The organism is Halorubrum sp. CGM5_25_10-8B (assembly GCF_005435095.1).
Taxonomy (GTDB): Archaea; Halobacteriota; Halobacteria; order Halobacteriales; family Haloferacaceae; genus Halorubrum; species Halorubrum ezzemoulense.
In genome coordinates this window covers 19,854-39,959 of record NZ_SGTY01000002.1, presented here as the reverse complement: position 1 = coordinate 39,959, position 20,106 = coordinate 19,854, and the positions used below count along the sequence as shown (strand labels likewise).

Here is a 20,106-nt window from a genome sequence, read left to right as displayed (position 1 = left end):
TCCGTCACTCCTCGCCCAACGCCGTGGGATTGACCGCGCCCGGGCCCTCTCCCACGTCGTAACCGCGTCGGACCGCTTCGGTCATCCCGGCGACCGCGGCGTCGACCGCGTCGCGGAGCGGCTCCCCTCTCGCCAGTCGCGCGGCGATCGCGCTCGACAGCGCGCAGCCGGAACCGTGCGTCGCCTCGGTGTCGATCCGCGGCGTCTCGAAGCGGTCGACGGTCGGCGCGACGCGTTCCGGGGCACTACCACCCGCGTCGTCGGCCCGGACGAGGGTGTCGACGACAGCGTCCCTCTCGGCGGATTCGCCGTCGAGGTGCCCGCCCTTCACCAGCGCCGCGTCGGCGCCGAGCGCGACGAGCTCGCGGCCCGCGCGCTCGGCATCGGCGGGGGTGTCGACCGGCGCGTCGGTCAGCACCGCGGCCTCGTCGGCGTTCGGCGTGACGAGCGTCGCGTCCGCGATCAGCCCCTCGTAGGCGTCCTCCGCGGCGGGCGAGAGCAGGCGATCCCCGGTCGCCGCGACCATCACGGGGTCGACGACGAGCGGGGCGTCCGTCTCCGCGACCAGTTCAGTCACTTGCTCGACGGTCTCGGCGGTCGCCAGCATTCCCGTCTTGATCGCCCCGACGGCGAAGTCGTCGGCGACCGCCGCGTACTGGCTCGCGACGTGATCGGCGGGGAGGGGGTGAACGTCCTCGACGCCGCGGGTGTTCTGCGCGGTCGTCGCCGTCACGACTGATGTGCCGAGGACGCCGTGCGCGCGCATCGCGGTCAGGTCCGCTTGGATCCCCGCCCCGCCGCCGCTGTCGCTGCCGGCGATCGTCAGCGCGACCGGCGGCTCGACCGGCTCGTACTCGGGCATAGTCGTGATACAACCTAGTGGTATTAATTAGTGGTGTTCTTCCCGCTCGGCCGAGCTACCGGGTTCCTCGGACGGCGAACGGTCGGTGCCTCACCGCGACGACGAACGGATTCAGGTCCCCTCGACGAGGCGTTCGAGCTGCTCGGGCGGGACGGCGCCGCGCGCCGCGTACCCGTCGTATGCGAAGGTCGGCACGCCGGTAATCCCCTCCCGCTGCGCCTCGGTGAACCGCTCGCGGACGGTCTCGCGGAGCGTCTCGTCGTCGAGGGCCGACCGCACCTCGTCGGCCTCGGCGCCCGCGTCGACGGCGAGTTCGGCTAGGAGGTCGGCGTCGCCGATGTCCTCACCGTCCTCCCAGAGCGCGGCGAAGACCGCCTCGTCGAAGGCGAGCCACGTCTCGTAGTCGTGGTGTTCACGGAGGTAGTACGAGACGATCTGGGCGGGGAGCGAGTCGACATCCTCGGCGATGTCGAGGTCCATCTCCACACCGTAGTCGTCGGCGAGCCGGCGGACGTTCTGTTTCGCCTGTTCGAAGTACTCGTCGTCTTTCCCGTCGTCGACGGAGTGGTCGATCGTCCCGTCCGGGCGGCGCTTCTGGCTCCGCAGGTCGAACGGGCGCCAGTCGATCGCGAGCTCCTCGTCGCGGTTCTCTTGATACTGTGAGAGGGACTGACGACCCAGATAACAGAACGGGCAGACGTAGTCCGAGTACACCGTGATGGTCTGTCGGTCGGCGCTCATGGACGGGCGTAACGCCCGGCGATACAAAACGGTGTGTTCGGCGGCGGTCGAGGGGGTCAGTCGCTCGCGTTCGGCTCCGACGGCGGCTGGTCGTCCTCCGGGCCGTCGCGCGGGACTCCGGGGTCGGACCGCGGTTCGACCAGCCGGTACGCGAGCGCCACCGAGCCGAACGCGAGCGCGAACCCGGCGACGACGTCGGTGAGCCAGTGGATGCCGAGGTACATCGTCGCGACCACGACCGACAGCGAGAGCGGGACCGCGACCGGCGTCCACCGGGGGTACTCCTCGTGGGTCAGCACCGCGAACGTCCCGACGGTGACCGACAGCGAGGTGTGAAGCGACGGGAAGACGTTCGAGTTCACGTTCACCTCGCTCGTCAGCGCCATCACGTCGGGCTGCGTGGTGAACAGCAGCGGCGTCACCATGTCGGGCATCACGTTCCGCGGGCCGTGGGCGAACACCGCCGTGTACAGCACCAGCCCGATCCCGTAGTTGAGCGCGTACGCGACGAGGACGCGGCTGAACGTCGTTGTCCGGGGGAGCGCGAGGTACGCGACCGGCGGGAACGCGAGCAGGAACGCGTAGCCGTACACGTACACCCACGAGAAGTAGGCGGTCAGCGCGGGGGTCGCGAACGTCGCCTGAACCCACGCGACGAAGCCGCCCTCCAGCCCGTAAATGAACGCCGTCGCCTGAAGGCCGAACAGCCTGGAGACGTCCAGTAGCGGGGGGCGCCCGACGGCGCTGGCGATCAGCACCGCGCAGACGACAGCGACGGCCCGACGCGCGTCCCAGAGCCGGTCGCGGAGCCCGCTCCACGTCTCGCGGAGCCGGGCGGGGCCGATCACCGCGACGCTCGCGACGACCAGCATCGCCACGACCCACGCCACGACCGACGTGAGGACCGAGAGGAACGGCGTCATCGCCCCCGCGAGAGCAGCCGCCCCTCGCCGTCGAACCGGTACCCGATTTCCCGGAGCGCCTCGCGGGCGGCCGCGACGTCCAGCGACCCACCGTCGTCGAAGAACGGGTGGACTGGGTCGCTCCCGTCGGCCCACGCCACCGACTCCGGAACATCAGCCGAGGACGCCGCGAGCGGCGAGGTCGCCGCCCGCGCGTAGCCGTCGAAGGCGCCGTCGACGATCGCGGTCTTATCGATCAGCCGAGCGATCACCGCCCGGAACCGGGGGTTCGACAGCGGGCTCCGGCGCACGTTGTACCCGACGTGGTAGAACGCCGCCGACCGCCCGCTCACGAGCCGGGCGTCGGCCGAGCGACCGATCCGCGGGACCGACTCGGGCCCGAGGTTCGAGACGGTGGCGTCCGCGAGTCCCTCGGCGACCGACTCCACGGCCGAGATGTCCGACGGCAGGACCTCGATGCGGAGCCGGCCGAAGGCGGGCTTCCCGTGGTATCGGGACGGGACCCCCGCTCGCGGGTCAGCGGTCCCCCCGGACGCGTCCGCGTCGTCCTCGGGCGTCGACCGGACGAGGAAGTGGTCGGGGTTCCGCTCGAAGGCGACCGACTCCCCGGCGGTCGCCTCGACGAACCGGAGCGGCCCGCTCCCGACGGGGTCGGGGTTGTTCGAGACGATCGCCTCCGTGGTCTCGAAGTCGAACTCGAAGCCGGCGATCGTCGCCGCGCCGGTCCGCTCCGACCAGACGTGTTCCGGGAGGATCGGCACCCGGAGCGCCCTGGCGGCGACCGTCTCGTTCACGTCGGCCACGGTGAGTCGGACCGTCGACTCGTCGCGGGCGCGCGCCCCCTCGACGACGGAAATCCGGCCGCGGAACCGGGGGGTCGGAACCGGGGTCTCGACGTTCCCGAGGGAGGTGTCGCGGAGGAACGCGTAGGTGAACGCCACGTCGCTCGCCGTCACGGGCTCGCCGTCGTGCCACCGGGCCTCTCGGAGCGTGACGTCGAGCGTGGTCTCGTCGACCCGTTCCCAGCCGGTCGCCAGCCACGGGAAGAACTCGTCGCCGTCCGCGCGGACGAGGGGGTCGTACAACAGACCCGTGAACGTGCCGTGGTTCCGGTATTCGGCGGCGATCGGGTTCCAGTTCTCCGTGATCCGGTCGTCGGTCGTCACGAGCCGGAGGGCGTCCCCCGTCGCGTCGGCGGCGGCCGCGTCGGTCGTCGTCTCGACGCCGCCCGCCGACGCGTTCGTCGCGGAACCGCCGCCTCCCGAGCCGTCGGCGGCGACGTCGTCGAGTTCGAGGAGCCCGGTGACGGAGAGCGGCTGTCGGTCCTCCGTCCAGCCGTCGAACCGGCTCTCTTGGACGGCGGTGAGCGCGTCGGGGAACGCGACGACGGAGAAGGGCTGAAGCTCGCACACCGTCTCTTGGAGGGCGTCGACGGCGTCGTCGCGGTCGCGGCCGGCCGCCCGGCGCTGCCGTTCGAGCAGGTCGTCGACGGCCATCTCCGTGAGGCCGAAGGGGTTCTGCCACCCCGACTCCGCGACGAACCGCGAATGGGTCAGCCCGTACAGCGCGTCGGGGTCGAACGGCTCCGTCTCCACGAACTGCCCGACGTAGAGGTCGAAGTTCTGGTTGATGAGCACCTTCCGCCAGAGGTCGGTCTGTCCGACGGTGTTGAGCCGGACATCGATGCCGACGGCGGTCAGGTGCTCTTCGAGCTGTCTGGCGATGCGGATCCCGTTGGGGTCGGCGTCCGCCGGCGTGGCGTTGATCTCGAGGGTCAGCTGCTCGGGGGGATCGCGGCCGGCGATGTTCTCCGTGCGACCGAGACAGCCGGCGCTGGCGGCCGCGAGGCCGAGCCCTGCGAGCGCCGCTCGTCGACTGATCGATCGCGTCATTCGGACGTTTCCACCTGTTTTCAGCCGCTCGGTATATCTCTTCTGTGCCGTCGTCGCGCCGAGAGCGGTCGCACCGACGCCGTCGGGCCGCCCGAGCGCCGAGGCGAGCCGCCTCAGATGGCGTTCGGCAGCGGGAGCGCCAGCTCGGCGAGGAGCCCCGCGCGTGGGGGATAAGGGCGGGCGGAACCGCAACCCGAGCGCCGTGAAGTCAACGAGGAATCCGGTACCAAATCCGGCGACTGCGGCGAGGAGTCCGGCGACGGCTGCGAAGAGTCCGGCGACGGCGGCGGTCCGGTTCATGCGCCGCACCTGTACGTCTGAAAACAAACCGGGGCGTGTCGGACCGCGGCGCTATCGGTGGGTGCCTAGCGCCGGTCCCCCGTCACCACGTCTCGACGACGCCGTCGCGGACGTCCTCGGCGCACCCCTCGCAGTCGGGGTGACCCGACTCGAAGCAGGCCGGACGGCCCTCGGCGTCGACCGGGACGGTCAGGCGCTCCGCGTGGCGGCGGCAGACGATGTGTGCCGCGCCGGACTCGTCGGTCGGGAGGTCGAACCGCGCCGCGGCCGCCGCGTCGCCCTCGGGGTCATCGCGCCCCTCGGCGTAGGCGCGTTTGGCCTCCTCGAACTGTTTGCCCGCCTTGCGGAGCTGCTGGCGGATCACGCGTTCGAGCCGGTCGTCCATACCCGCCGTTTCGGCGCGGCGGATATAGGTCCGTTGGCGGCGCGGGACGCAGGCGCCGCGACGGCGCAAATCTTGAGGGACCGCCGCCCCGGGAAACCTTGATGAGACGGCCGAGCGATCGCTCGGGTATGTCCGACGACTGTATCTTCTGTTCGATCGTCGCCGGCGACATCCCGGCGCGCACCGTCTACGAGACCGATTCCGTGCTGGCGTTCCTCGACGCGAACCCGCTCGCGCGCGGACATACGCTCGTGATCCCCAAGTCGCACGCGCACCACGTCGGCGACCTCGACGCCGACCTCGCGAGCGACCTGTTCGGCGCGGCCGCGTCGCTCACGCCGGAGATTCAAGCGGCCGTCGGCGCCGACGGGGCCAACGTCGGCGTCAACGACGGCGAGGCGGCCGGGCAGGAGGTCCCGCACGTCCACGTTCACGTCGTCCCGCGCTTCGAGGGCGACGGCGGCGCGGCGATCCACGCGGTCGCCGGCGGGCGGCCGGACCTCTCCGACGACGAACTCGACGCGGTCGCCGACGAGGTCGCGGCCGCGATAGACGGGTAACGACGGCGAGGGAAGTAGCGCCGGCGCGACCCGCCGCCCGAGTTCGCGATTCTTAAGAACACCCTCCGGCGAGGCCGGCGTATGAACGCGACGACGCTCGCGCTGGTCGGGGCGACCGGCGGCGCGGGGACGACGCGGACCGCTGTCGAGCTGGCGGCGATGGGTGCGCGCGACGGCGCCGACGTGGCCATCGTCGACGCCGCGTTCACGACGCAGGGACTCTCCGAGTACGTGAGCGGGCGCATCGACCCCGACCTCACGGCGCTCCTCACGGACGACTCGGACGCGGCGCTGTCGGCGGCGGCGTATCCGGTCATCGGGACCGGCGGGGACAGCGGGCGGACCGCGGACGGCGAGCGGGACGCGCCGGACCTCCCGGGACGGGTCGACGCGATACCCGCGCGAGCGCCGTTCGAGCGCGTCGCGCGTGCGAAGACGGCGGAGGCCGCCCGGAAGTTGGAGCGGCGGATCGGCGAGACGGCGACGACGTACGACGCGGTGGTCGTCGACGCCGCGCCGGTCGGGTCGAACGAGGCCGTCGCGGCCGCGACGGCGGTCGACCGCGCGGTCGCGGTCAGGCCGGCGACGGTCCACGGGCGCGACGCGGCCCAGCGGCTCCGCGGCCGGATCGCCGACGTCGGCGGGAGCCTCGACGCGACGCTCGCGATCGAGCGACCGGGGAGCGGTGACGGCGAGGAGGGCGACGGAGTCGTCCGCGTGCCGGCGACCGATCCCGAGGTGGCGGCCGCGCCGACCGCGGCTAGAGGGGATGACGCGTACGCGCGGGCGATCGCGACCGCGTACGAGGCGGCGTTCGACGCGACGCTCGACGTGGAGTTTCCGGAGCCGAGCCTCGTCGAGCGGTTCGCGCCCTGACGCGGAGCGGAAAGACGGGATCGGCGCTCAGCGGAGGCCGTCGGTGGAGCCGAGCGCGTCGCCGAGGGGGTCGTCGGCGCCGAGTCCGTCTCCCAGCGGCGCGGAGCCGGCGACCTGCGCGTCGACCGCCTCCGCGACGGGCTCGACCGGGTCGTGCGTCTCGACGTACGTCGCCAGCGCGAAGTCCGCCTCGTCGCCGCCGGTGAGCGCGACGGCCTCGCTGCGGGGGGTCCGGCCGGCGAGCCAGTCGCGGACGATGTCACGTGCGGTGGGTGAGAGCGGACAGACGCCCGCGACGCCGCAGCGGTGGAGCGCCTTCGCGGCCGTCATCGGGCTGACGCCCGCCTCACGCGCCGCGTCGCCGACGCTCCGGCCGGCGGTGTAGGCGTCGACGAGCGTGGCGGTCGCCTCTGGCGTACACGGGAGCGACTCGGCGTGGTCCGACAGGCGGTCGACGAGCGGCGTCTCCGTGTCGTCGGCGAGGGCGACTCCGCGATCGCGCTGGCGCGAGGTCACCTCGACCCCCGCCGCGATCTCCGACAGCGTCATGCGGATTCGTGTCTCGCACGAAATGTTAAAACCACCGTACCGCGGCGCGGTCGCCGCCGCGATCACCGACCGATAACCGGTCGGTTCGGCGGCGCCGATCCGGCCGATCGACCGCCGATTCGCCCGGGTTTAAGTAAGGCTTCGGGCCGGAGTTCGACGTGTGATGAGTGACGCACGCTCGACCCGCGTTCGTTCGCCCCGTACAGAGACCGACGACGTCGCGACGACGGACCGCTCGGCGACCGCCGACGGTGCCGCGACCGCGGACCGCACAGCGGCCGCCGAGGGGTCCGAGACCGCGTCCGCCGCCGAGACCGGAAACCGCGAGACGTGTCCGGAGTGCGGCGGCCGCACGCGCGTCGACGGCGCGGAGCGCGTCTGCGCCGACTGCGGGCTGGTCGTCGACGCCGACCGGATCGACCACGGCCCCGAGTGGCGGTCGTTCGACGACGAGGACACGGATCCGAAACGCACCGGCGCGCCCCTGACGCGGTCCCGCCACGACCGCGGGCTCTCGACGGAGATCGGCCGGTCGACCAAGGTGAAGGGGCGCAAGCGCCGCCGGCTCGCCCGGATGCGGACCCAGCACAACCGCGCGCAGATCTCGACGAAGCGCGACCGCAACAAGGTGTACGCGTACACCGAGATCCGGCGGCTCACCGGCGTCATGGGCCTGCCCGATAGCGTCCGCGACGCCGCCTGTGCGCTGTTCGACTCCGCGCAGGAGGAGAGCCTGCTCCGCGGGCGCTCGCTGGAGGGCTTCGCGGCCGCCTGCGTCTACGTCGCCTGCCGGACGGCCGACGTGTCCCGCACGGTCGGCGAGGTGTGCGCCGAGGCGAAGGCGACGGAGGACGAGCACCAGGCCGCCTTCGACGCGATGAACCGCGAACTCGGCCTGCCGATCGCGCCCAGCGGTCCCGCGGAGTACCTCCCGCGGTTCGCGAGCGACCTCGGCTGCGATCCCGCCGTCGAGCGTCGGGCGGGCGAGCTTGCCGAGCGCGCCGTCGAGGAAGGGATCGCCAACGGCCGAAACCCGGTCGGCGTCGCGGCCGCCTGTCTGTACACCGCGGCCCGGGAGCTCGACGCGGAGTGTACGCAGCAGGCGGCCGCGGACGTGGCCGGCGTGACGCCGGTGACCGTCCGGCGGACCTACGTCGACCTGACGGAGGAGTAAGTCGGAGAAGCGCCGACGGGGGACCCGTCGGCCGTGACGATCCGCCGGGCGGGCGCGGCGGCGTCAGCGGGGACCGGCCGCCCCGAGAGGGAGCTGGCGACCGGCGGCTGATAGCGGACAGGCGGTGTGGAGGGCAGGGAGGGCACCCCGACCGTCCGGCGGGCGTCACGCATCTGGATCGACGTGCGGGGGATAATTCTACGTTAGCTATTGATAGTACGGATAGACCGAACAACGCGGTTGGGTCGGACGACTCGCGGTTTGCGTGTCGACCGTTTCGTCTGGGCCGCCCTGCTACCGCCCGTCGAGCTTGTGCTTGAACGCGAAGAAGACCCGGCGACCGGTCTCGGTGAGTCGGACCGTGTCGGAGCGCCCGATGTCCTCGAGATCGACGTAGCCGCGCTCCCGCAGCGGCGAGAGGACGTGCGTCTCTAAGGCGCGGTACTTCGCCGTCCGGCTCTCCCCCGCCTCGCGGAGGAACGACAGCTCGCGCTCGCGCGCCCACTCGATCAGGTTCCACTTGTCGGTGGTCAGGTTCCCCTCGGCGCGGTCGTGGAGCCGACCGAGCACCGCGACCTGGTCGGTTGTTGGGGCGTCCATGGGGTAGATCGGGAGGTCGACCGTGCGCTCGATGCCCGTCGTGAGCGGTTCCTCGCGCCGGTCGTGGCGGTGGCGCTCCGGCTCGACGCTGTAGGGCCGCGCGCCGACAATCATACAGGCGAGCGCGACGCCGACCGCGGCGATCCGCGGTCCGGTCGAGACGTTCCCGAAGAGCCGGTCGCCGTCCTCGGCGCTCGCCCGGTGGCGGGCGGCGACGGTCGTCGTCACGCCGAGCACGTCGTACACGTCCGCGTGGGCGACGGGGATCGCGCGGACCTCGGCGAACTCGGCGACCGCCGCCCACGCGTCGCGCTGGTAGGCCGTGAGCCCGTCGGGATCGATGCGGATGTCACCGGGGTCGACCGCCTGCGCGGCGTCGAAGTCAACGTCGCCGCGGGCGGCGTCGCGGTCCGGGGCGTCGACGAGGAGGTACGCGACGTCGGCGCCGTGGCGGCGGAGCGGTTCGACGATCCGGTCGCGCTCGTACCCGAGCGGGACCACGTGGACGCGGCGTTCGGAGACGCTGGGGACCGAGGTGTCCATACATCGGCTCCCGCCGGCGACCGCTTAAAGGGTGCGTCGGGGGTCGGCGGGCAAGCGTACGGTGGCGGCTCCCGGGCGCTCCCGACGCCTCGGTACCGATCACGTGACGTGAGGACTCATAGCACGAAAACCGTTAAGCCCGGCTGTCGCCTACAAGTCGGTATGAGCGCTGACCGGTCCGCCCTCCGGCGGGCCATCGAGCGCGGCGAGCGAGACGGCGGCGCGATCGAGTTCAAGGAGCGCCTGACGCGCGAGGTCCACCTCGCCGACGGGCGCATGGAGTCGCTCGTGGCTCAGCTCCGCCACCGTGTCCTCTCCGGCGACGGCGAGGCTACCTACGTCCTCGGCGTGACCGACGACGGCGGGTTGGCCGGCGTCTCCCCCGACGCCTTCTCCGAGACCATGGACGTGCTCTCGCTTTTGGCCGACGAGGCCGACGCCCACATCGCCGACGCCGAGACGTGGAGCGCCGGCTCCGGCGGCGACGGCGACGAGGCGGGCCTCGTGGGGCTCGCCACGCTCCGCGACGGCGGCGTGTTCGAGGCCGACGAGGACCACCTCGTCGTCGGCACGGCGGGCCACGTCGACCACGGCAAGTCGACGCTGGTCGGGACGCTGGTCACCGGGCGCGCCGACGACGGGCAGGGCGGTACGCGAGGCTTCCTCGACGTCCAGCCCCACGAGGTCGAGCGCGGCCTCTCGGCCGACCTCTCGTACGCGGTGTACGGCTTCGCCGACGGCGCCAACGAGCCGGTCAGGATGGACAACCCCCACCGCAAGTCCGACCGTGCGGGAGTCGTCGAGGCCGCCGACCGGCTCGTCTCCTTCGTCGACACCGTCGGCCACGAGCCGTGGTTGCGGACGACGATCCGCGGGATCGTCGGCCAGAAACTGGACTACGGGCTCCTCGTGGTCGCCGCCGACGACGGCCCGACGAAGACCACCCGCGAACACCTCGGCATCCTCCTGGCGACCGAGCTCCCGACGATCGTCGCGATCACGAAGGCGGACGCCGTGGGCGACGGCCGGCTCGCCGCGGTCGAGCGCGAGGTCGAGTCGATGCTCCGGGACGCGGGCCAGACCCCGCTGCTGGTCGACCGGCACGGCGTCGACACCGCGGTCGCGGAGGTCGGCGACGGAGTCGTCCCCCTGCTGCGGACCAGCGCGGTGACGAAAGACGGGGTCGAGACGCTCGACCGGCTGTTCGAGCGCCTCCCGAAGCGCGCGACGCCGGACCGGGAGGCCTTCCGGATGTACGTCGACCGCAGCTACAAGGTGACGGGCGTGGGCGCCGTCGCGTCCGGCACGGTGAATTCGGGGACCGTCGAGACGGGCGACGAGCTCCTCCTCGGGCCCATGCCCGACGGCTCGTTCCGCGAGGTGGAGGTGCGGTCGATCGAGATGCACTACCACCGGGTCGACAAGGCGACGGCCGGGCGGATCGTCGGCATCGCGCTGAAGGGCGTCGACGAGGCGGAGATCGAACGCGGGATGGCGCTGGTCCCCCGAGACAGCGAGCCGGAACCGGTCCGCGAGTTCGACGCCGAGGTGATGGTGCTCAACCACCCGACGCGGATTCAGGAGGGGTACGAGCCGGTCGTCCACCTCGAGACCGTCTCCGAGGCGGCCGCGTTCTTCCCGGACGAGGGGCGACTGCTCCCGGGCGACACCGGCGAGGCGCGCGTCCGGTTCAAGTTCCGGCCGTACCTGATCGAGGAGGGACAGCGCTTCGTCTTCCGCGAGGGGTCGAGCAAAGGGGTCGGAACGGTGCTGTCGACCGGAGGGGAGTGACGGCCGGAGAGCCGACGCGGACCGGCCGTGGCGAGGGCGGTCGAACGCGCCGTGTTCGACAGCGATTTCGCCCCGACGACGCGGCGGCGACACGCTCGTTTCGGTCGTAGCGGAGGCGTCCGATCGGGACAACAGTCGGATTTCTGCCATCTCTCACGGGACCGAGCGAGTGGGGCCACAGGTTCAGGATCCGGTGAAAAAACTCGGTCCGAACGGTGGGATCGGGTACCGATATCTCAGTATACCGAAAGCGTTAATTATTGTGCTTAGGAATCGAGTGTGTATGTCTGACAAAGACAATTTCAAGCGGCGTCAGTTCCTCCGAGTGACCGGAGCGTCGGCACTCACGGCTGGCATCGCAGGCTGTTCCGGAAACAGTGGCGACGGATCCGACGGCGGAGACGGGTCCGACGGCGAAGACGGGTCCGACGGCGGAGACGGGTCCGACGGCGAGTTGGAGCTCCCGTCTTCGTACCCGTACGGGGCAAACGAGAACCGGATCCAGGACGCCCGGGCGGCGATGGAAGAGGCCGGGTACGGACCTGACAACCGGTTCAGCCTCGATTGGCTCCAGTACAACTCCCCGGCGTGGGAGGAGATCGCGAATACCCTCCGAGCGCGCCTCGAGTCGGTCTACATCGACATGAACATCAGCAAGGCCGACTTCGGCGCCCTCCTCGAGCGGACCGAGAAAGGCGAGATGGACGCGTTCACCCTCGGTTGGATCGCGGACTACCCGGGGATCAGGAACTTCACGCAGCTGGTCGACCCGGACAACACGGTCTACGACGCGGAAGGGGCGTCGCCGAACGGCGCACGGCTGTTCTGGAGCGAAGACTCCAACACCGACCCGCAGGTTCGTAGCGCGATGGTGGAGGCGTTCGATGAGATCTCGGGCAATCCGGAGAACACCGAAGAGGCGGCGAGCGCGCGCGGCGACGCGACTCTCCGGCTGGAGAAGCTGCTCTGGGAGTCCGCGGCGATGCTCCCGGTGTATCACAGCGTCGAAGACCGCTTCTGGTACGACCGAGTCGACTACGACCCGCCGGGCGGGATGGGCGTGTCCCGGGCGAAGACCAGCACGTCCGTCCAGGGGCTCGAGGGGAGCAGCACGCTGAACGGCGCGTCCGCGACGTTCAACGCGCTCGACCCGATCGCCTCGGGGAACACGGCGAGCGGCGCCAAGATCATGGACATGTTCGACGCGCCGTTCAACTACGTCAACGGAACGGTCGAGGTCGAGCCGCTCCTGGTCGAGGACTACTCCACGAACGACGACCTCACCGAGTACGAGTTCACCCTCAAGGAGGGCGTCCAGTTCCACGGCGACTACGGCGAGGTGACCGCGGACGACGTGGTCTACTCGATCCGGCGGCTCGTCGAGTCCTCGAACTCGACGAACACCTACTTCCCGATCAGCGTCCTGAACATCGACCGCGAGACGGACGAGGACGGGAACGTCGTGCCGGAGTCGGTCGCGGTCGAAGCGACCGGCGACTACACCTTCAGCATCACGCTCCGCGAGCCGTTCGGCTACGCGCTCGAGGTGCTCAGCTACTCGGCGTTCTCGGCCGTCCCCGAGGGCATCGTCGGCGACATCGAAGGGTACGACGGCGACATGACCTTCCAGGAGTTCTCGACGAACCCGGTCGGCTGCGGTCCGTTCGTCTTCGACCAGTGGGAGTCCGGCGTCGGCGGCGAGTTCCGCGCCACGGCCTTCGAGGACTACCACGGCGATGCGCCGGCGGTCGAGAACATCCAAGACGCGATCCTCAGCGACCCGAACGCGATCTACAATCGGCTCCTCAACGAGAACACGGACGCCGGCGGGATCCCGACCTCGCAGTTCGATCCCGGGCTCATCGACCTGACGAGCCAGGACGGCGCCCAGCAGACCGGGACGTACGGGCCGCTCGAGAACGACAAGACGATCAACATGTCGCGGACGCCGACGATCGACACGTTCTACGTCGGGTTCAATATGGAGAACGTTCCCAAGCCCGTCCGGAAGGCGATGGCGTACGTGATGACGCGCGACGACTTCGTCGAGAGCGTGTTCAAGGGCCGCGGCGAGTCCGCGTACCACCTCACGCCCCCGCAGGTCTTCCCCGGCGGCGGTGACGGGTACGCCAACCACTGGCAGGGCGAGTAACCCGCGACAGCGTCGTTTATCGGCTTCGAACCGGCCGTTCGCCCTCCCTCTCGGTCGTTTGATCGATATGGTTAAGAATGGCCACCAGTATCAGTCCATTACGTTTGCGCCCCACAGATTCGACGAACGATCGACAGTCGTTGACGGCACCGACAAGCCGCGCGCGGCGCGTCCGGACCGTGTTACGTTCGTGCGGGCCGGTCCCGGCTAACCAGTCCTCCCAGCCTCAACCCGTCGGCGGGACATCGGTTCCCGATCCGGTGATCGAGGCATGAATCGAGGAATCTACATACTCAAGCGGTTAGGACTCGCGATCCCGGTGATGATCTTCGGGATCACGATGTCGTTTCTGATCCTCTACCTCGGGCCGATCGATCCCGTCGGGAGCATCCTCGGTCGACAGGCGACGCCGGCGGACATCCGACAGCTCCGGATGGCGCTGAACTACATCGACTCGGCCGGGAACCCCATACCCCTGTGGGAACAGTACTTCCGAGTCGTCAGCGACCTGTTCCTGCTCGACTTCGGTGACTCGTGGGTCATCCAGCGCGAGACGCCCGTCACCACGCTCATCATCAACCGGATGCCCGCGACGCTCTGGCTCGGGTTCTGGTCGGTCGTCATCGCGCTCGGGGTCGGCGTCCCGGTCGGGCTGTACGCCGGCCTGCGCGCGAACACGTTCCGCGACTACGCGAGTTCGGGGTTCGGGATCATCTGGCGCGCGATGCCGAACTTCTGGCTCGCCGTCATCATCTCCGGGCTGATCACCGCCGGTGGCGCCCTCAGTTTCTACCGCACGGCGATCGTCGAGACGCAGGTCAGCGGGACCCCCGATGCGCTGGGCAACCTGTTCACCAACGTGGATATATTCAGCGGCATCCCGTACCTGGAGCTGTTGTTCATTCCGGTACCCAATCCTGGCCCGATGTTCGTCGCGTTCAAGTGGATACTGCCCGCGGCGCTCGTGCTCGGATCGTCGTCGATGGGTAACGAAGTACGGATCGGACGGACGGCGGTGCTCGAGAGCATCAACTCGAAGTACGTCGAGACAGCGAAGGCCAAGGGCGTGTCACCCCGTCGGATCATCGCCAAACACGTCGGCCGAAACGCGATCATCCCGCTTCTGCCCGTCGTCATGGGCGAGTTCTACCTGCTGATCGGGGGATCCGTCCTCGTCGAGTCGGTGTTCGGTATCAACGGTCTCGGGAATCTCTTCTTCAGCGCGGTGCTGGGGCCGGACATCCCGCTGGTGATGGCTCTCGTGTTCATCTTCATCGTGATCCAGATCCTCTTCAACATCAGCCAAGACCTCCTGTACACGTACATCGACCCGCGAATCAGCCTTGGAGAGAGTGAGTAATATGTCCGATAGACATTCCACCGAGTCGATTCGAGAGGAACTGACACACCGTGATAATCTGTCGCTCACCGCCCGTATCGCGGAGAACCCGGAGCCGTTCGTGTGGTGGGCCGTTCCGATGTTCGTGTTGCTCGCCGTCGAGTTCGCCACGTGGGGCGGGATCCTGGTCGGTATGCTCGACGCGCTGGTCATCGGAGTGACCGGTCTCATCGACATCGTCGTGGGGTTCATCTCGCCCGGGCTGGCGCAGATCGTGACCGATTTCCAGGCCGGTGTGGTCGGGATGCTCCGCAGCGTGGGGGGGACGCTCGGCGAGCTACCGACGCTGTTCAGCCGCGAAGTCATCCCGAACCAGGGGCATCAGACCCCGAACGGCGCGTGGCAGGGCACCTTCCTCGGGCTTCAGCCGGCGGTCGCATGGGCTCTCAGGTTCACGCTCATCATGGCGTACGCGCTCTTTACGGCCTACTGGGCGTTCCGCGGGTGGCTCGTCTACCGCGACCACTACCGCGAGTCCGACTGGACCCCGACGGACGACATCGTCAACAACCTCCGTGGACACCGTTGGGGACAGTTCGGAATCGTCGTGTTGGTCGTGTTCCTGACGATGGCGACGTTCGGGTCCGCGCTGGCTCCCTCGACCGTCAGTCAGAACATCGAGAATACCTACAGCGACGAGAGCCAGATCCAGTACCTCACGGAAGAGGGAACAGTCGAGACGGTGTTCGCAGGCGACGCCAACTTCAACTCGAAGTCGAAGGGTGCGGTCGATACCAACGTGGGCGTGATGACCTACGACGACTACGGCCGCTTCCACCCGTTCGGAACGCTCCCGAACGGCCGCGACCTGTTCACGTTCATGATGGGCGGCGCCAGGATCACGATGATCGTCTCGGGAATGGCGATCACGGGGGCCGCGGTGGTGGCGATGACGCTGTCGATGCTGTCCGCGTACTACAGCGGGTCGCTCGACCTCGGGATACTCACGGTCGCGGACGGAGTCGTCTCCGTGCCACAGCTGCTGTTGCTGATAATGATGAGCGCGGTCTTCGCGAACACGTGGCTCGGGGCGGTACTCGACGGCGGGTTCCTGTTGGCGCTCATATTCGCGTTCACAACGTGGCCGTTCCTGTGGCGGGCGGTTCGGGGCCCAGCGCTACAGGTCGCACAGGAAGACTGGGTCCGCGCCGCGGAAAGCTACGGCCAACGGCCGCGGAACATCATGCAAAAGCACATGCTCCCCTACGTCCTCGGGTACCTGCTCGTCTACGCCTCGATGTCCGTCGGCGGGATCATCATCAGCCTCTCGGCGCTGTCGTTCCTCGGTAACGGCTTGGGGATATCACCCCCGACGCCCGCCTGGGGACGGGCGATATCGGCCGGGCAGAGCTACGTCTCGTCGCCCTCGTGGCACATCTCGCTGATCCCCGGGCTGATGATCGTGATCCTCGTCACCGGGATGAACGCCCTCGGTGACGGGATCCGCGACGCCATCGATCCGGAGGTCGAGACCGGCGATGGCGAGGAGGCGGCCGCCGGAGGTGGTGCGTGATGGCCCGATCACAGAGCGCGAGCACGGACGCCACGGACGGCCGCGAGGATCCGATCCTCTCCGTCAGAGACCTCCAAACGGTCTTCTACACGGACGACGAAACGATCCGGGCGGTCGACTCGGTGAGCTTCGACGTCGGTCGCGGCGAGACGGTCGGAATCGTCGGCGAGTCTGGGTCCGGCAAGAGCGTCACCGCCCGCTCGATCATGGGGCTGATCGAGTCGCCGGGGAAGGTGCTCCCGGAATCGTCGATCTCGTTCGACGGACAGGAGCTCACCGACCTCTCGGAGAAGCAGTACCAGTCGATCCGCGGGAGCGGGATCGGGATGGTCTTCCAGGACCCGCAGCAGTCGCTTAACCCGGTCTACACTGTCGGCAACCAGATCCGTGAGTCGCTCGCGGTCAACCGCGACATCACGGGCGAGGAGGCGACCGAGGAGGCGACGAGACTGCTCCGAGCCGTCGGCATTCCGGACGCCAAGCGTCGGTTGGACGAGTACCCGCACGAGTTCTCCGGCGGAATGCGCCAGCGCGCCGTCATCGCGATGATGCTGGCGTGTGACCCCGACTTCCTGATCTGCGACGAGCCGACGACCGCGCTCGACGTGACGATTCAGGCGCAGATCCTCGACCTCCTGAAGGAGCTACAGGAGGAGCGCGGGCTGTCGATACTGTTCATCACCCACGACATGGGAGTCATCGCGGACATCGCGGACCGCGTGAACGTGATGTACGCGGGACAGATCGTCGAGAAGGCGCCCGTCGAAGAGCTGTTCGGGAATCCACATCACCCGTACACGCGGGCGCTGCTCCGGTCTATCCCGGGCGAACACTCCCGTGCGGACGGGCTCGAAACGATCGAAGGACAGGTTCCGACGCCGAACGAGCCGGCCGATCACTGTCGGTTCGCGCCCCGGTGTTCGAAGGCGTTCGGCGACTGCGAGAAGGTACCGCCGCAGCACGTTGCCGTCGGTGACGCCGAGGACCACACGGCGGCGTGCCTGTTGTACCCCGACGATCTGAGCGAGACGGCGCGCGTGGAGAAACACGTCGAAATAGCGAACGAGAGTACGGAGGACCACTCATGAGCAACGCAGTCGAGCAGTCGCCTCCGACCGAGGAGTCGGAGGTGCTGGTGGAAGTCGAGGGATTGAAAAAGTACTACGGAGGCGACGGGATGTTCGCCGACCCGCCGGTGAAGGCGGTCGACGGCGTCTCCTTCGAGATCAAGCGCGGCGAGACGGTCGGGTTGGTCGGCGAGTCCGGGTGCGGAAAGAGCACGCTCGGGCGCACCATGCTGGCGCTCGAAAACGCCACCGAGGGCTCGATCAGATACGACGGCACTGACATCACGACGCTCTCCGGGAAGGATCTGAAGGAGTGGCGAAAGAACGCCCAGATGGTGTTCCAAGACCCCGAATCCAGCCTGAACGACCGGATGACGGTCGGTGAGATCATTCGGGAGCCGCTCGACGCGCACGACTGGAAGACGATGAACGACCGCCGCGAGCGGGTGCTCGATCTGCTGTCCGCGGTCGGTCTCCCCGACAAACACTACTTCCGGTACCCCCACCAGTTCTCCGGGGGCCAACGCCAGCGGATAGGGATCGCTCGCGCGCTCGCGCTTGAGCCGGACTTCCTCGTCCTCGACGAGCCGGTCTCCGCGCTCGACGTGAGCGTTCAGGCGAAGATCATCAGTCTCCTCGAGGACCTCCAAGAGGAGTTCAACCTCACCTATCTGCTCATCGCTCACGACCTCTCCGTGGTCCGGTACATCTCAGACCGCGTCGCCGTGATGTACCTGGGGAAGATCATGGAGATGGGCGAAGCGGAGGAACTGTTCACGGACGCGTCGAACCCGTACACGCAGTCGCTGTTGTCTGCGATTCCAGAGCCAGACCCGACCAAGACGTCTCGCCGGATAACGCTCTCGGGGACGCCCCCGAGTCCGAGCGACGCGCCGGCGGGCTGTAACCTCTCGACGCGCTGCCCGGCGAAGATCAAACCGGAGTCGTACGCCGACCTCGACGAGGACCTCTGGGAGGGGATCGAGCAGTTCAGGGAGGTCGTCCGCGAACGCGCTCGCATCGCGCTCTCGACGGGGGACCGGGTCAGGCGGCGGCTCGACCGGTTCGACCGGTTCGACGACATCGAGGAGAGCAGGGCGGACACCTTCGACGGCATCGAGGTGCCGGAGCGGGTCGACGAGGAGATTCAGACCGCGGTCGAGATGGTCAAACGGGGGCGGCCGACGGAGGCGCAAGAACACCTCTACGAGGAGTTCGCCAGCGTCTGTGACGACGAACAGCCCGAGATGTACGAGGTGTCCGCGTCGGGTCGGTACAGCTACTGTCACCGGCACGCCGACGAGTACGAGGACGTAGACCCCGTGCTTACGCGCCGTGCAGACAGCGACTAACGCCGACCGGATCAGCGAGTTCGCCGTCTGGGTCGGCGCCGCGTCGGCCGCCGTGGTCGGGGGCTGCGCCGTCGTCGCCTTCGCGTTCGGCGACGGCCTGATCACGCTGAAGTACGTCCTGTTCGTCGTCGGGTTCGTGCTGTTCGGTCTGGGGTCGTTAGCCATTCAGCCCAAGTCGAAGCGTCGTGACCGCGAACGCATCACCCTCGACACCGACGAGGCGTGGGACGTCGAGAGCAGACTCATGCGGCTTCCCCCACTCCGCGAGCGAACGATTCCGTTCGAAGAGCGCGTGAGTCGCAACGTGAAGGCGTTCGTGACGAGCCTGGTCGTGTTGGGCGTGTCGCTGTCGCTCGAACTCGTCGCGGGCGTCGGCGTCTGAAGCGCACAAGCGTTTTACCTCTCTGTAACAGTGCGAGAGCATGGTTCGAACGGACCCCAACGGACAGGACGCGGACGACGCCGAGCGGCGCGCACGGTCGGTTGAACAGTCCAAGACGGGGCTACAGCAGACGATCGAGGACATGAAGGCGATGGCCGCCGACCGCGAGGAGGCCGGGTACGAGACGTTCACGGTCGCGGCGGGGGACACGACGCCGAAGGCGCCGGACACGGGCGAGACGGACGAGTGGGGACTGAGCTACGTCGTTCCGGGCGACGTCGAAGACGAGTTCGTCGGGCTGTCCGAACGGGCCGACTTCGACGAGATCGGGGTGTATCAGGCCGACGGAGAGGGGGTGCGGTTCATCGTCACCGAGTGTCTCGACCACGACGAGCAGATCGCGGTGTTCATCGCCGGCACGTTCCGGCTCCGGTTCGCGGCGCCGCTCGTCAGGACGGCCCTCGACCGCGGACGCATGTACACGCACGTGAAGAAGGTCGACGGGACGACTCTCGGATCGATCGAACACGAGGACCCGAGCGCGTTCTTCCCGGAACCGGAGTCGGTGTACGCCTACGAGCGCTGACCGCGTCTCGGCGGGAGCGAGCGGTCGCCGGTCACCGGTCGGGGTCCGCCGTCTCGACCACGTCGACCAGTTCCATCAGCGGGTACCCGTCTTCCATCGCCATCCGCGTGTGAACCGTGACGCCCTCGTACGCGATCCGCATCTCCACGTCCATCAGCGAGCCGGTGAGCTCCGTGTAGCCGTTCTCGTGGTCGATCGCGTCGGCGACGCGGTCGTCGTGGATGTCGACGGTCACCGCCTCGCAGTGCGGTTGGTTCTCGATTGCCTCCGCCATCGCGGCCTCCATGCTCCGCGTGCTCGACGGGCTGACCGGCGTGCCGGCGAACTGGTGGTACAGCGAGCCGAACTTGATCCCGGCCTCGAAACACGCCTGCTGGGCGTCGGTTGCCATGCCCGCACTGCGGCGGCGCCGGCCTAAGAGGCTTCGGAGGGGCCCGGCGGAACCGAAGCCGTTTGGTT

At 69.0% G+C, this 20,106-nt stretch carries 19 protein-coding genes; 11 read left to right on the top strand and 8 right to left on the bottom strand.

The features are described 5' to 3' along the window. Positions 1-4: 4 nt before the first annotated feature. The 5 genes from thiD to EXE51_RS01795 all read right to left on the bottom strand — a co-directional run bounded on the left by thiD (position 5) and on the right by EXE51_RS01795 (position 5,103). A complete protein-coding gene (thiD, locus tag EXE51_RS01815; RefSeq protein ID WP_049932170.1) occupies positions 5-862 on the bottom strand; it encodes a bifunctional hydroxymethylpyrimidine kinase/phosphomethylpyrimidine kinase in 858 nt (285 codons plus the stop codon). 111 nt (positions 863-973) lie between these two features. Next, on the bottom strand, positions 974-1,603 hold the full coding sequence (locus EXE51_RS01810; RefSeq protein ID WP_049932168.1) for a DsbA family protein: 630 nt from the start codon (positions 1,601-1,603) through the stop codon (positions 974-976). A 56-nt stretch (positions 1,604-1,659) separates the two neighbouring features. Continuing rightward, positions 1,660-2,526 carry a phosphatase PAP2 family protein gene (locus EXE51_RS01805; RefSeq protein WP_049932166.1) on the bottom strand — a complete coding sequence of 289 codons (867 nt, stop codon included), beginning with the start codon at positions 2,524-2,526 and terminating at the stop codon, positions 1,660-1,662. Continuing rightward, positions 2,523-4,418 carry an ABC transporter substrate-binding protein gene (locus EXE51_RS01800; RefSeq protein ID WP_137691933.1) on the bottom strand — a complete coding sequence of 632 codons (1,896 nt, stop codon included), beginning with the start codon at positions 4,416-4,418 and terminating at the stop codon, positions 2,523-2,525. Before EXE51_RS01800 ends, EXE51_RS01805 begins: the two co-directional genes overlap by 4 nt. Before the next feature lie 382 nt (positions 4,419-4,800). After that, positions 4,801-5,103, bottom strand: coding sequence for a hypothetical protein (locus tag EXE51_RS01795; protein WP_137691932.1), 303 nt, complete (start codon positions 5,101-5,103; stop codon positions 4,801-4,803). Positions 5,104-5,231: 128 nt separating this feature from the next. Between EXE51_RS01795 and EXE51_RS01790 the strand changes: the two genes are divergently transcribed. Together EXE51_RS01790 and EXE51_RS01785 are read left to right on the top strand one after the other, a co-directional pair. Continuing rightward, the gene (locus EXE51_RS01790) at positions 5,232-5,663 is read left to right on the top strand and encodes an HIT domain-containing protein (RefSeq protein ID WP_049932159.1); all 432 of its coding nucleotides are present in this window, start codon (positions 5,232-5,234) and stop codon (positions 5,661-5,663) included. A gap of 81 nt (positions 5,664-5,744) precedes the next feature. After that, positions 5,745-6,539 (top strand): CpsD/CapB family tyrosine-protein kinase, encoded by a 795-nt coding sequence (locus EXE51_RS01785; RefSeq protein ID WP_137691931.1) that lies wholly within the window; start codon positions 5,745-5,747, stop codon positions 6,537-6,539. 27 nt (positions 6,540-6,566) lie between these two features. Here EXE51_RS01785 and EXE51_RS01780 read toward each other — a convergent pair whose 3' ends face one another. After that, entirely contained in the window at positions 6,567-7,088 is a 522-nt protein-coding gene (locus EXE51_RS01780) for a hypothetical protein (protein WP_089308695.1), read from the bottom strand. Between the two features lie 163 nt (positions 7,089-7,251). Here EXE51_RS01780 and EXE51_RS01775 point away from each other — a divergent pair, with 163 nt between their 5' ends. Next, positions 7,252-8,262 carry a transcription initiation factor IIB family protein gene (locus EXE51_RS01775; protein ID WP_086216609.1) on the top strand — a complete coding sequence of 337 codons (1,011 nt, stop codon included), beginning with the start codon at positions 7,252-7,254 and terminating at the stop codon, positions 8,260-8,262. Positions 8,263-8,556: 294 nt separating this feature from the next. Here EXE51_RS01775 and EXE51_RS01770 read toward each other — a convergent pair whose 3' ends face one another. Next, the gene (locus EXE51_RS01770; protein WP_049932841.1) at positions 8,557-9,405 is read right to left on the bottom strand and encodes a DUF6293 family protein; all 849 of its coding nucleotides are present in this window, start codon (positions 9,403-9,405) and stop codon (positions 8,557-8,559) included. A 162-nt stretch (positions 9,406-9,567) separates the two neighbouring features. Here EXE51_RS01770 and EXE51_RS01765 point away from each other — a divergent pair, with 162 nt between their 5' ends. The 8 genes from EXE51_RS01765 to EXE51_RS01730 all read left to right on the top strand — a co-directional run bounded on the left by EXE51_RS01765 (position 9,568) and on the right by EXE51_RS01730 (position 19,647). After that, positions 9,568-11,196, top strand: coding sequence for a GTPBP1 family GTP-binding protein (locus EXE51_RS01765; protein WP_094495627.1), 1,629 nt, complete (start codon positions 9,568-9,570; stop codon positions 11,194-11,196). A 283-nt stretch (positions 11,197-11,479) separates the two neighbouring features. Beyond that, positions 11,480-13,348: an ABC transporter substrate-binding protein gene (locus EXE51_RS01760; protein ID WP_094495628.1), complete on the top strand. Its 1,869-nt coding sequence runs from the start codon at positions 11,480-11,482 to the stop codon at positions 13,346-13,348. Between the two features lie 271 nt (positions 13,349-13,619). Further along, complete coding sequence (locus EXE51_RS01755; RefSeq protein WP_094495629.1) at positions 13,620-14,708, top strand: ABC transporter permease; 1,089 nt, start codon at positions 13,620-13,622, stop codon at positions 14,706-14,708. A 1-nt stretch (position 14,709) separates the two neighbouring features. After that, positions 14,710-16,260, top strand: a complete 1,551-nt coding sequence (locus tag EXE51_RS01750; protein WP_369335074.1) for an ABC transporter permease — start codon at positions 14,710-14,712, stop codon at positions 16,258-16,260. Continuing rightward, positions 16,260-17,348 carry an ABC transporter ATP-binding protein gene (locus EXE51_RS01745; protein WP_094495630.1) on the top strand — a complete coding sequence of 363 codons (1,089 nt, stop codon included), beginning with the start codon at positions 16,260-16,262 and terminating at the stop codon, positions 17,346-17,348. Before EXE51_RS01750 ends, EXE51_RS01745 begins: the two co-directional genes overlap by 1 nt. Then, a complete protein-coding gene (locus tag EXE51_RS01740; RefSeq protein WP_094495631.1) occupies positions 17,345-18,679 on the top strand; it encodes an ABC transporter ATP-binding protein in 1,335 nt (444 codons plus the stop codon). The genes EXE51_RS01745 and EXE51_RS01740 overlap by 4 nt, the downstream gene beginning before the upstream one ends. Next, positions 18,663-19,061, top strand: coding sequence for a hypothetical protein (locus EXE51_RS01735; RefSeq protein WP_094495632.1), 399 nt, complete (start codon positions 18,663-18,665; stop codon positions 19,059-19,061). The genes EXE51_RS01740 and EXE51_RS01735 overlap by 17 nt, the downstream gene beginning before the upstream one ends. 40 nt (positions 19,062-19,101) lie before the next feature. Beyond that, positions 19,102-19,647: a hypothetical protein gene (locus EXE51_RS01730; RefSeq protein ID WP_094495633.1), complete on the top strand. Its 546-nt coding sequence runs from the start codon at positions 19,102-19,104 to the stop codon at positions 19,645-19,647. Positions 19,648-19,678: 31 nt separating this feature from the next. Here EXE51_RS01730 and EXE51_RS01725 read toward each other — a convergent pair whose 3' ends face one another. Continuing rightward, complete coding sequence (locus EXE51_RS01725; RefSeq protein ID WP_094553627.1) at positions 19,679-20,038, bottom strand: dihydroneopterin aldolase family protein; 360 nt, start codon at positions 20,036-20,038, stop codon at positions 19,679-19,681. Between the last annotated feature and the right edge of the window lie 68 nt (positions 20,039-20,106).